The 11,493-nt window shown below is 69.0% G+C and carries 10 protein-coding genes; 6 read left to right on the top strand and 4 right to left on the bottom strand.

Annotation, left to right across the window (positions count from 1 at the left end):
* Positions 1-3,193: 3,193 nt before the first annotated feature.
* From KOI35_RS24145 to KOI35_RS24125, 5 genes are all read left to right on the top strand, one after another.
* Entirely contained in the window at positions 3,194-5,359 is a 2,166-nt protein-coding gene (locus tag KOI35_RS24145; protein WP_215790295.1) for an ATP-binding SpoIIE family protein phosphatase, read from the top strand.
* Positions 5,360-5,630: 271 nt separating this feature from the next.
* Entirely contained in the window at positions 5,631-6,401 is a 771-nt protein-coding gene (locus KOI35_RS24140; RefSeq protein WP_215790293.1) for a VOC family protein, read from the top strand.
* Positions 6,402-6,436: 35 nt separating this feature from the next.
* Positions 6,437-6,631, top strand: a complete 195-nt coding sequence (locus KOI35_RS24135; RefSeq protein ID WP_215790291.1) for a DUF3072 domain-containing protein — start codon at positions 6,437-6,439, stop codon at positions 6,629-6,631.
* A 92-nt stretch (positions 6,632-6,723) separates the two neighbouring features.
* A complete protein-coding gene (locus tag KOI35_RS24130) occupies positions 6,724-6,960 on the top strand; it encodes a helix-turn-helix domain-containing protein (RefSeq protein WP_215790290.1) in 237 nt (78 codons plus the stop codon).
* A 3-nt stretch (positions 6,961-6,963) separates the two neighbouring features.
* Positions 6,964-7,539, top strand: a complete 576-nt coding sequence (locus KOI35_RS24125; RefSeq protein ID WP_215790288.1) for a Clp protease N-terminal domain-containing protein — start codon at positions 6,964-6,966, stop codon at positions 7,537-7,539.
* A gap of 57 nt (positions 7,540-7,596) precedes the next feature.
* Here the strand turns inward: KOI35_RS24125 and KOI35_RS24120 are convergent, their stop codons facing one another.
* Positions 7,597-8,667 carry an IS110 family RNA-guided transposase gene (locus KOI35_RS24120; RefSeq protein WP_215790286.1) on the bottom strand — a complete coding sequence of 357 codons (1,071 nt, stop codon included), beginning with the start codon at positions 8,665-8,667 and terminating at the stop codon, positions 7,597-7,599.
* A 344-nt stretch (positions 8,668-9,011) separates the two neighbouring features.
* The gene (locus KOI35_RS24115) at positions 9,012-9,401 is read right to left on the bottom strand and encodes a hypothetical protein (protein WP_215790284.1); all 390 of its coding nucleotides are present in this window, start codon (positions 9,399-9,401) and stop codon (positions 9,012-9,014) included.
* A 67-nt stretch (positions 9,402-9,468) separates the two neighbouring features.
* Here KOI35_RS24115 and KOI35_RS24110 point away from each other — a divergent pair, with 67 nt between their 5' ends.
* Positions 9,469-9,840: an NAD-dependent epimerase/dehydratase family protein gene (locus KOI35_RS24110; protein ID WP_215790283.1), complete on the top strand. Its 372-nt coding sequence runs from the start codon at positions 9,469-9,471 to the stop codon at positions 9,838-9,840.
* On the opposite strand, the gene KOI35_RS24105 is transcribed toward KOI35_RS24110, so the two are convergent.
* Entirely contained in the window at positions 9,819-10,256 is a 438-nt protein-coding gene (locus tag KOI35_RS24105; RefSeq protein WP_215790281.1) for a hypothetical protein, read from the bottom strand. The genes KOI35_RS24110 and KOI35_RS24105 overlap by 22 nt on opposite strands.
* Before the next feature lie 23 nt (positions 10,257-10,279).
* Positions 10,280-11,473 carry an aminopeptidase gene (locus KOI35_RS24100; RefSeq protein ID WP_215790279.1) on the bottom strand — a complete coding sequence of 398 codons (1,194 nt, stop codon included), beginning with the start codon at positions 11,471-11,473 and terminating at the stop codon, positions 10,280-10,282.
* Between the last annotated feature and the right edge of the window lie 20 nt (positions 11,474-11,493).

Raw genomic sequence — 11,493 nt, 5'->3', positions numbered from 1 at the left:
CATCACCCGTAGCACTTGTCACACAACCGAGCCACCCACCCGCCGACTCACCAGCCGCCGCCGTCCTGCCAGCTCACCAATTCACCAGCTGCCGCCGTCCTGCCAGCTCACCAATTCACCAGCTGCCGTCGTCCCGCCAGGCTTCACCGACCCACCAGCCGCCCTCGTCCGGCCAAGCTTCACCGACCCATCAGCCGCCCTCGTCCGGCCAAGCTTCACCGACCACCAGCCGCCGCCGTTCAGCCAAGCTTCACCGACCCACCAGCCGCCGCCGTTCCAATAGGGCCCAACTCAGCCCCACGCCGGATGCACCTGCGCAGGTCGGCTCAGGCATATGCACAGCGGCTCGAGCCACCACGCCCCGTCTTGAAGCTCAAGGCGGTGCCAGGTCGGCTCCCAACGCCGGTTGCTCAAGGCTGTGCCGGACTAGCCCCAACGCCGATTGCGTGACGCCGATCGTTACGTTTCTATCGCCCACTTCGCTCCGTGGCCGGGGGCAATTCCTTACACACTGACCGCAGCCACCCTTCTCAAGGTGAGTGAAAATGAGATCCGATTCCAGCGGCAATCGAGGCGATCTCCCCCGCGGCAGAATAATTCTCGAATTGACATGATCGAATATTAGCGAGCGGCATGCGGGGCACGGGATAATTGTCGGCATGCGGTACCAGCAGCTTTCTTTCTTCTCCCGGCCGACGACTGATGCCATGCGAGACCGCACCAAAGCACGTAACTATTCTCCCAGCCGAGACGAGTTCCGCCGCGACCACGCGCGTCGCCGCGATTGGGGTCTCGCAAGGCGCCACGCCACGAAACTGTGCCGGTCACTTGGTTGCTCCCTGCTGTGCGCAGAGCTGGGACTGCACGATCAGTTCGAGGCCGTCCCACCATTGATCTGGCCGGATGGAGCCACCTGCGTGCGGCCGTCGCCAGCCGGAGCCACCCGCGTGCAGCCGTTGCCAGTCAGAGCCACCCGCGCACAGCCGTCACCAGCCAGAACCACCCGCGCGCAGGGGTCGCCGGCCGGAGCCACGTGTGTGCAGCTGTCGCCAGCCGGAGCCACCCGGGTGCAGCCGTTGCCAGTCAGAGCCACCCGCGCGCAGGGGTCGCCGGCCGTCGCCACGAGCGTGCGGGCATTGTCGGCGAGAGCTACCCGCGTTCAGCCGTCGCCGGCGGTGGCGACTCTTGATGTCGCGGCTGAGGATCACGGGTCGGCCGGCGTACCCGAGACGAGCTGCGAGACAGGCCTACCGGCGGATCTCGACGTGGAACTGGGGGCCATCCAGCGGAAACGTGGCCAAGAAGTGGGTCGCGAGTTCCGCGTCAGTCAAGTGGAAGACGATCTGCAGGCGGACCAATCCTTCGACGCCAGCGAGGTGCCCCTTCAACCACCAGGTGCCGCCGCTGACGCATGTATCAACTACGGCCCCGACTGCGCGGTCACGTGGAGCGGTCGATCTCGCTGGCCGAGAACCAGCGGCAAGCGCCCACCCGAGACCGCCCTCGAACCCCCAGCCGAGCAGGCGGCCCGACCCAAAACGACCAACCGCCCGCAAGCCCAGACGGTCAGGCGCCCGCAGCCCACGACGACCATGCGCCGCACTCCCACACGACCAGACGCCCGCAACCCACGACGACCAGGCGCCGCAATCCCTCACGGCCTGGCGCCTGCGAATGACGCCCGCGGGCCGGGCGCACGACACGCACCGGCCCGGTCATGTAGACGGAACTGTTGGACAAGGCCTGACGCCACGTTCCGCGCGACGCTCATGTCTAATACGTCCTAGGCTTCGAGACCGGGTCCACCAGTGGTCCCGCGGGCCGGGACTGAGACCACAAATCGATTTCTGGCCACAGCCACGACCTCCGATATCCGCCAAGGCGATGTGCCCTTTCTACGCCAGCAAATAGAGATACCGCGCCCTGCATTTCGAGCACCCCCAAATCACCAGGACTCGACACTGACTCGAGAAGCGCCTATTCGTGTGCCCGCAGGAACGAACGACAGGGTTGAGGCGCATACGGAAAGAACGTCTTCCAGCGCAAGCACAAACGCTTGATGTGTGCAAAGGTCCCGTGGAAATGGAGGGGCGTCGTCAAGAACGACGAACGCCTTGCCGCGCTCGCGACATGTAACAACCGCCGTGAACGTAAGCAGAAGACAGGACGGCTGCAGGTTCAGTGAAAAGGAGCGGGCCCGATGCCGACGGAGACAGCGACGGACTCAGCGGGTTGGAGCAGGCCCGATGCCGACGGAGACGGCAACGGACTCAGGGCAAGGGCGGGCCTGGTCTCGACGGGGGCAGCAACGGGCTCGACGAACAAGAGCGAACCCGACCTTGGCGGGGGCTGGGGCGGGTTCAGCGGGCGGGGGCGGGCCTGACCTTGGCGGGGTCGGCGGCGGCGGTGGGGATTCCGACCGGGGCGATGGGTGGTGCTGAGGGCGAGACGCTTTGTGGCGTGGTTGCCGATGGCGCCGGGAGTAGGACGGGATCCTGGCGTACGGCGGCGTAGGCCACGCCACCCGCGAGGAAGACTGCCACGGCGGCCGCGATCAGCAAGGTAGCGGGACGGTGGCGTGCGACCGCGGCGAGAGTGGGCATCGGGGAAGACTCTGGCGCAGCCGGCAATGCAGACAGGTCGATCACCTGCGGCTCGGCAGAGCGAGACGGCTCAGCAGCACAGCCCAACGGGGCAGAGCGGGGCGGCTGAGCAGAGCCTCGCAACAGGGTGGAACCGGGCGACCGACCGAAGCCGCCCAACAGCGTGGACCCGGACGGCCGAGCAGAGTCGCCCGACAGGGTGCGGCCAGACGACCCAGCAGAGCCATGCGACGGGGTGGAACCGCAGGACTGAGCGGGGCCGGCCGACGGCATGGGGTAGGCCGGGGGGACAGATCGGGCCGAAGGGACAGACACCGCCTGCGGGGCCGCTGACGTTGCCTGCGGAGTGGGGTGGCGCTGAGTGGGGATGAGGTGGGCGGACACCGCGTCGGAGTGGGGTGGGCGGGTCACGGCGGCAACCCTAAGTGACTGCTGCAGGAAAAAGCCAGGCCAGCTGCGTGTGAGAAAACTACTTACCGTGAAAAGGTGGGCAGAGCACCGTAGGGGGATCAGGGGGTCGTACCGTCAAGAATCGGACGGAAGGTTGGTGCGGCATCGTCCGAATGGCGGAGTCGGGATACTCTTTTCGCATGGGCGGGACGGGTGGCGGGGTTAGCCCCTCAGTGATGCCCGCGTTGCCCGCGCAGACTTCCGCCGAGGCGCCGGGGCGGCCGGGCTGTTCCGAGCTTGTGCATGGCCGTGACTGGGCCGGCACCGAACTCGGTGCGCGTGATCACTGGGATCCTGCGGTTGCGGCCACCGTCGAACTTGTTCTTTCCTCGCCCATGCCGATGGTCTACAGCCACGGCGACGGTTTTCTGCTGATCTACAACGATGCCTACGCCGACCTGATCGGGGCGCTGCATCCGGCGGCCCTGGGGCAGCCCGCGGCCGAAGTGCTGGGTGATCTGTGGCAGTCACGCGGCTTCGGGGGCGTGATCGAGGACGTCTACCGCAGCGGGCGCGCGTTTCTCGAGGCCGAGACGCCGCTGACCGTCGCTCGGGGCGCGCATGGGCGGCCCGAGCAGGCGTTCTTCACACGCGGGCACTCGGTAGTCCGCGATCTGCGTGGTCAGGTCACCGGGGTGCTCACCGTGGCCGCCGAGACCACCCAGGTCACCCGGCGACTGCAGAACCTGGGCGACCTCACCTCGAAACTGGCCGGCGCGCTCACCATCGACGACGTGGCCCGGGTCGTGCTGGGTTATGCGATGGCCTCGTTCGACCTCGATCACTGCACCTTCGCCGTCGACGACGGTGGCGCCTTCCGCTACGTCCGGCGGATCCGGGGCGAGATGCTCGACGAGGCCGACGAGCGGCTGCCTCCGGTGTGGAAGAGGGTGCCGAACGATCCCCGGGCGCCGATCGTGGCCGCCGCCCAGTCGGGGCAGGCGACGTTCGTGGGTGACGGGGAACCGCTGCTGCACGTGGCGTCCGACCGGCACGAGCGGCGGATCCGGGCGCTGGCCGCGTTGCCGCTGCGCACCCCGTTGTTGTCGGGGGCGCTGACGATCGGCTACCGCGAGGCGCACACGTGGCTGCCGGCCGAGCGGGCCCTGCTCAACGCGGCGGCCCAGCTGGTCGCGCAGGCGGCCGAGCGGGCCCGGCGCTTCGAGGCCCAGCACGGCACGGCCCAGCTGCTGCAGCGCAGCATGCTGCCCGAGCACCTGCCCGAGCTGGAGACGTTCCGCATCGCGGCCCGCTATGACGTGGGCGTCGACGGGAACGCGGCCGGCGGCGACTTCTACGACGCGTTCCGGCTGCTCGACGGGCGGCTGGCGATGGTGCTGGGCGACGTGGCGGGGCACGACGTACGGGCGGCGGCCGTGATGGGGCAGGTGCGGGCCGCGCTGCGGGCGATGGCCCTGACCGACCCGGCGCCGCCGAGCGTGCTGGCCGGGCTCGACCGGCTGGTCGGGTCGCTGGGGGCCGAGTCACGCAACGAGGAGATCTTCGTGACCGTCGTCTACGGGGTGCTCGACCCGGCCGACGGCACGATCACGATGTCGAGCGCGGGACACCCGCCGCCGGTGCTGCGCCGGGCCGGGCAGGGCGGCGGGCGACCGACGGCCGAGCTGGTCAAGGTGCCGCCGGGCGCTCCGCTGGGGCTGGGCGGGCGCTGGCAGACCGGCCAGGTACGCCTCGAGCCGGGTGACTCGATCCTGATGTTCAGCGACGGCGTGGTCGAACGCCGCGGGCACGCCCTCAACGACGGGCTGGACGCACTGGTCGCGGCGACCGCGGCGGCGGCCAGCGGCGATCCGCGCAACCTGTGCTCGCTGGCGACCTCGGCCGTGGCCGGTTCGACCGACGACGACGTGGCCGTGCTGGCGGTCGAGCACGCGGTGGCGATGAGCCGGTCGGCCACCATGCTGGTGCCGGCCGAACCGACGGGCCCGAGCCGCGTACGGCAATGGATGACCACGCACCTGCGCGAGTGGTCGGTTCCGGAGCAGGTCATCGGCGCCGCCATCCTGTGCACGAGCGAGCTGACCACCAACGCGTTGCTGCACGCGGGCACGCCGGCGCAGGTCCACATCGACCTGAACGCCGAGCGCCTGCTGGTCTCGGTGGCCGACACCGGCACGCGGGGCAGCGTGATCCGGGCGCACGCCGACACGATGAGCAGCCGCGGGCGGGGTCTCGGCCTGATCGAGGAACTCAGCGACTCGTGGGGCACCGACCCGACGGTGCGGGGCACAACCGTCTGGTTCGAGATGCTGATCCCACGCACAGAGACACCGGCCGCGCGCTGAGAGACGCTTTTCCCGTACGGGCGAGACACCGTTCGCGCATTGAGGAACGCTGATCCCGCGTCCACGATCACCGATGGACACGCTCCCAACCGAACGCTACGAGTTAACGCAAACAGGTGCGCTAACGCTCGTGTGACATACCTCTAACACGCAGTCACTTTAGGTAGCGGAAAGATGCTCTAAAGCGGACATTGAACCCCAGGGTAGTGACGGCGCGTATAGATTGCCGTAGACTCTTATGCATTCGGGGACGTCCACGTTGGAGTGGTATATGCGGATTAGAGGCTTTGCGCCGTCGACCCCTTGCTGGGTCGAGCTCACGACTTCGAACCCGGACGACGCGGCGGGTTTCTACGCCGGGCTCTTCGGCTGGCAGGTCGAGGGCGATCGATTCCTGCTCGACGGGCGTGCGGTGGCGGGCATCAGCCGGCCGCGTCCGGAACGGCCCGAGGGATGGCTGACCTACCTGGCCGCGGACGACCTCGAGGCGATGATCAAGGACGTCACACAGGCGTACGGGAAACAGTTGTCTCTCCCGGACGACCGCCGCGACGCCCGCAGCGCGATCGTGGCCGACGCGTCCGGTGCGATGTTCGGGCTGTGGGAGTCGAACGGGTTCGCCGGCGCCCAGGTGCGGGGCGAGCCGGGCGCGATGGAGTGGTCCGACCTGATCACCGACGACGTGGACGCGGCCGAGCGGTTCTACGGTTCCGCCTTCGGCTGGACGCTGACCCACGAGTTCGGCAGCGCCGAGTGGCTGAGCGAGGCCCACGACTCGGTGGCCGGCCTGATCACCGGGCGCTACGACGTCCGCTGGCAGCCGTCGTTCCAGGTGGCCGACGCCTCCGAGACGATCGACCGCTGCGCCGGACTGGGCGGCCGGGTGGTGACCGGGCCGGTCGAGATGGGCCTGGGCCACTACGCCGAGATGATCGACCCGCAGGGCCACCCGTTCGCGGTCACCGCGCCGGCGCATCGCCCGGTCGAGTTGTCTGTCGCGTACAACGACACCATCGGCATGGAGCTGACCTACGGCGGGTAAGGGTACAGGCGTTCGAACAAAGAAAGGATGGCGCGATGAGCGACCTTTCGAACGCCGAGAAGGACCCGGCCGACTGGACCACCGGCGACGAGCCGGCCACCGGAGCGCAGGAGTCCTACCTGCACACCCTCGCCGGCGAGGCGCACGAGGACGTGCCGGACGGGCTGACCAAGGCCGAAGCGTCGCTGAAGATCGACGAGCTGCAGGAGAAGACCGGCCGCGGCAAATAGGCAAGAGAGCCGACCCACGCGGGTCGGCTTTTTTGTGCTCGCGACGTCAACCGAGGTTGACACGAGCGGGATAGTCAACCTAAGTTGACAGCATGACCGAAGCAACCGATCTCGCCGCGGCCGCGAGCAGCACCGACCCCCGGGTCGGCCTGCGCGCGGTGGTGGCCCTGCGCCGCCTGCTCGAAGGCCTCGAGCACCTGCAGGTGGCCAACGCCCGCCGCAAGGGCTGGTCGTGGCAGGAGATCGCCGACGCGCTCGAGGTGACCCGCCAGGGCGTACACAAGAAGCATGCCCGCCTGATGCCGGCGCACGACCCACGGGAGGACTGAGAGATGTTCGAGCGATTCACCAGCGGGGCGCGCGCCGTCGTGACCAACGCGCAGACCGAGGCCCGGGCGCTGCACCACGACCACATCGGCACCGAGCACACGCTGCTCGCGCTGCTGGCCGACACCGACGGCGCGGTCGCCCGGTCGACCGGGCTCGACGCGAACACCGTACGGGAAGATGTCTTGAAAAGGATCGGCGGGCACACGCAGGACGGCCCGGTGCTGAGTGAGACCGACGCCGAGGACGCGGCCGCACTCAAGGCGATCGGGATCGACCTGGCCGCCGTACGGGAAGCGATCGAAGCGAATTTCGGCGCCGGGGCGTTGCGGATCCCGCCGCCGGCCGACAAGAGGAGACGGCGCCACGTCCCCTTCACCAACCGCAACAAAAAGGTGCTCGAGCTGTCGCTGCGCGAGGCGATCCGGCTCAAGCAGAAGTTCATCGCGCCCGAACACATCATGCTCGGGCTGCTGCGCGAGGGTCAGGGGCTGGCCGCACTGATCCTGGCCGACCGCGGCGTCGACTTCGACCAGGTCCGGCGGGACATGGAACAGGCGGTCAGCGCGAAAGCGGCTTAGAGTCTGTCCCGTGGATCACGCGGGTCTGCGGTGCGGTCCAGGATGCTCCTATGGATGTCAAGTGGTGCGGTGATGTTCGGGTATCACGATGAGCTGGTAGAGCTCGCGGGCGACGTAGCGTTTGAGGCAGCGGATGATTTCTTTCTTGGACATGCCTTCGGTCGTTCGTCGTTGCGCGTAGGCGCGAGTGCGTGAGTCCCAGCGCAGGCGTCCGAGGACGACGCGGTAGAGGGCGGCGTTGGCTTGGCGATCACCGCCGCGGTTGAGCCGGTGCCGGGTGGTTTTCCCGGAAGAAGCGGGCAGCGGTGCGACGCCGCAGAGCATGGCGAAGCTGGCTTCGCTGGTCAGCCGGTCGTGGTTTTCACCGGCGGTGACCAGCAGTTGCCCGGCGACGTCCGTGCCGACGCCGGCAACGCTGATCAGGGCGGGGTTGATCGAGGCGACGAGAGGTTCGAGCAAGGCGTCGAGATCGGCGATCTCGACGCTCAAGTGTTGATGGCGGCGGGCCAGCGAGCGCAGAGCGATCGTGACGGCGGTGACCGGTGAGCCCGCATCCGCATGGTCGGGCCGCGTGTTCGCGCAGGTGGCGATCAGCTTGGCAGTGGTCAGGCCGCGTAGCTGGGCGCGCAGTTCGTCCGGAGCGGTGATGATCAGAGATTTGATCTGGCGCTGGGCATCGGAACGCTGTTCGACGGCGCTGCGCCGGGCGACTCTGAGATTGCGTAGGGCTTCGACGCGGCCGTCGCGCTGTTTGGGCAGGCCGGTCCGTTCACCGGCCAGGGCGGCTTTAGCAGCCGCGATGGCATCGATCGGATCAGACTTGCCTTGGAAACGACGGGTCTTGCGGTGGGGCCGATCGACCTCGATCACCTCGACTCCCTGCTCCCGCAGCCGACGCGTGAGCCCAGCGCCGTAAGCGCCGGTGCCCTCGACACCGACACGGCCCACCCGGCCGAACCCGCGCATCCAGCTCAGCAAAGCGACATAGCCGGCCGCTGTCGCGGGAAACTGCTCGGTACCCAGCACCCGGCCGATCACGTCGATCACCGCGGCGGTGTGAGTGTCCTGATGTGTATCAACGCCACCCGCGACGTCGAACGCCACAGTGTCGGGTGTAATAGAGGGCATCGTCGTCCTGTCTTTGCGACCGTGAGCAGGGCGGCACGCACCAGCCGGGCAACGCGGACAAGACAGAGATGGGGCCTCTGGCCAGGCTCCTATGAAGTCACAACGCCACGTCCGATGAGTGCGACGAGCGCCTACGGCCGCAGCCGACAGATCCTGGACAAGACCCACGGTCAGTGGTGGCTAGGGTCAGACCTCGGCCGCAGGCGCTCACCAACATCCTCTCTGTGGTGGCTGGCGTCGGCCGCAGGGCGGTCGCATCCTGGTGTTGGATGTGGCCGTTCTGCGGACGCCGTCAGGCGCCGCCTGGGCCTCGGCGCAGGCCCCCGTGATCCACGGGACAGACCCTAACCGCGGAAATAGACCCGCAGCTGGTGGCCGTCGGCGGTGTGATGCCAGCCGACGTCCCCCAGGGTGGTGATGTCGGGCCGCTTCTCGAGCCAGGCGGCGGCCATCGCGAACGCCTCGGCCGGCGTCTGCCCGATGAAGACGACCCGGCGCTCCCACTCCTCGAAGACGACCGGGTGCCGCAGCCCCGAGACGATCGCCGTCGGCCCGACCCGGCGGCCGTTGCGCACGCCGCGGACGTACCAGTCGTTGAGCTCCTCGTCGTGCTCGACCGACCAGCCGTCGATGCGGCCGAGGTCGTTCACGATCGCGTTGCGGGCACAGTCGAGAGCAGCATCCAGTGCGGCGAACTCGATCACCTCGCCGTCGTATTCCACCCGGAACGCCACGTTGCCCCCACCGGCCCGGCCTCATCCAGGGCCGATGATAAGCGATCGTGCGAGTAAGTTCCGGGTCATGCCTGCGCACGTTCTCGTCACCGGAGCGGCCGGCCTGATCGGCACCGCGGTTCTCGACCTTCTGGCTGCTCAGGGCATCACCTCGACCGCCCTGGTTCTCGAGTCGGATCAAACCCGTGCTTCCCGTACGCTCGTAGCCGACGCCCGTGACACCGGCTCCGTGGCGGACGCGCTCGACGGCGCCGACGCGGTCATCCACCTGGCCGCCATCCCGCGACCCGGCCATGACCCCGACGAGGTGGTGTTCGGGCGCAACACGCAGGCCACGTTCACGGTGTTCGACCAGGCCGCCCGCCGGGGCGATCGCCTCGCCGCGCAGGCCGAACTGTTCGCCCGCTTCACCGCCCGCTATCCGTTCGCGGCCGGCTGAGCGCTCACCTGGAACTTGCCGCCCGTCACCCGCCAGGTCACCGATGTCGTGGCCGGCCGTCGAAGCCGATTCTGCACCTGTTCCGGGTCGCTCAGGAAAGGTGTGGCCGGCGGCTCGAAGTAGAGGATGCCGTGCCGCTCGGTGGGCTTGAGCCCGAGGCGGACCAGCATCTCGTGGGCCGCGTCGAGGGAACCCCACTCGGGCACCACGTACGCGCGATCGCCGTCCTGCTCGCAACAGCTCCGCGTGTCACACACCGCCCACAGCGCGTCGATCAGCCCGGCGAGTCCCTGGTCGACGCAGGCCTCCTTGCCGTGCGCGCGAAGATGAAACTGGCGGTGGCTGACGGCGACCAGTCCGCCGTTGGTCTGCCGGCAGATCGCGCACAGCGGGTAGGGACCCAGAGAGACCGTCATCCGCGCTCCCCCAAGGGCTCGGCCTACAGCACCCACTCATCGTCGCGGATGATGTCCACTGTGCCCTTCGGGCCGCGGCCGGTCACCGAGATGCCCTCGCCGCCGATCACCACGTCGGTGTGCACGCTCGACATGTTCAGGCCGAGCTCGGCCCGCTGCCGCTCGGTCATCGCGCCGCCGCCCTCGACCGCGAACGGGAAGCTCTGCCCCCACGCCACGTGACAGGCCGCGTTCTCGTCGAACAGCATGTTGTGGAAGACCACGCCCGTACGGGCGATGCGGCTGTCCCGGTCGACCAGGGCGACCTCGCCCAGCCGGCGGGCACCCTCGTCGGTGTCCAGATGCGCCCGCACGACCTCGGCGCCCTCGTCGGCCTCGACCGCGGTGATGCACCCGTCCTTGAAGGTCACCACCAGCCCGGTGATGACCCGCCCGCTGATCACCACCGGCCGGGTCACCCGGATCACGCCCTCGGCCCGGTTGCGGTCGGGGCTGGTGAAGACCTCTTCGGTCGGGATGTTGGGCAGGTAGGGGACGCCGTCCGCGTCGACCAGCCCGCCGCCCTTCCAGCGGCTGCCCGGCAGCAACCCGACGGTCAGATCGGTGCCCTCACCGGCGTAGCGCAGCTCGGTCAGCTCGAGCTCGTCGAGCCGGCGGCCCCGCTCGGCCAGCATCGCGGCCCGCCGCTGCCACTCCTCGACCGGATCGTCGGCGTCGAGGCGCATGGCCGTGCCGACCGCCTTCCACAACCGTTCCACATCGGGCTCGCCGAACACCTCACGGGCCCAGCCCGGGTTGGGGGCGCCGACCACGGTCCAGCGCATCCCGTCGAACACGGCCCGGCGCATGGCCTGCGTCTCCTCGGCCGGGGAGGCGGCGACCTTGGCCGGGTCGAGGCCGTCGAACTGGTGCGGGTCGGCCTCGCCCATCAGCCGGATCCAGGCCGCCCCGGCCGCGGTCCACTCGGCGATGCGTTCGAGGGCCCACGGGCGTACGGCGGAAAGGTTTTCGATCGTGGCATGCTGCACGGCCGACCGGCGCATGGGGCCGTCGCTCCAGATCGGCTCGACCCAGGCGGCACCGGCGGCGTAGGCGGCCTCGGTGACCGCCCGGGCGATTTCGAGGTGGGCCGTATCGGTATAGATCACGACACCCTGCCCCGGTTGGACATTGATGCCACCCCGCACGACAAGCTCCGCGAATCGCTCGATCACCATGCCGAGCAGGGTAGATCACC

Source organism: Paractinoplanes bogorensis (assembly GCF_018829635.1).
Lineage (GTDB): Bacteria > Actinomycetota > Actinomycetes > Mycobacteriales > Micromonosporaceae > Actinoplanes > Actinoplanes bogorensis.
This window is presented reverse-complemented; position numbering and strand designations above follow the sequence as displayed.

Bases quoted from the DNA above. Each gene is read 5' to 3' on its own strand.
- KOI35_RS24145 (WP_215790295.1), top strand. From the start codon at position 3,194: ATGGGCGGGACGGGTGGCGGGGTTAGCCCCTCAGTGATGCCCGCGTTG.
- KOI35_RS24140 (WP_215790293.1), top strand. From the start codon at position 5,631: ATGCGGATTAGAGGCTTTGCGCCGTCGACCCCTTGCTGGGTCGAGCTC.
- KOI35_RS24135 (WP_215790291.1), top strand. From the start codon at position 6,437: ATGAGCGACCTTTCGAACGCCGAGAAGGACCCGGCCGACTGGACCACC.
- KOI35_RS24130 (WP_215790290.1), top strand. From the start codon at position 6,724: ATGACCGAAGCAACCGATCTCGCCGCGGCCGCGAGCAGCACCGACCCC.
- KOI35_RS24125 (WP_215790288.1), top strand. From the start codon at position 6,964: ATGTTCGAGCGATTCACCAGCGGGGCGCGCGCCGTCGTGACCAACGCG.
- KOI35_RS24120 (WP_215790286.1), bottom strand. From the start codon at position 8,667: ATGCCCTCTATTACACCCGACACTGTGGCGTTCGACGTCGCGGGTGGC.
- KOI35_RS24110 (WP_215790283.1), top strand. From the start codon at position 9,469: ATGCCTGCGCACGTTCTCGTCACCGGAGCGGCCGGCCTGATCGGCACC.
- KOI35_RS24105 (WP_215790281.1), bottom strand. From the start codon at position 10,256: ATGACGGTCTCTCTGGGTCCCTACCCGCTGTGCGCGATCTGCCGGCAG.
- KOI35_RS24100 (WP_215790279.1), bottom strand. From the start codon at position 11,473: ATGGTGATCGAGCGATTCGCGGAGCTTGTCGTGCGGGGTGGCATCAAT.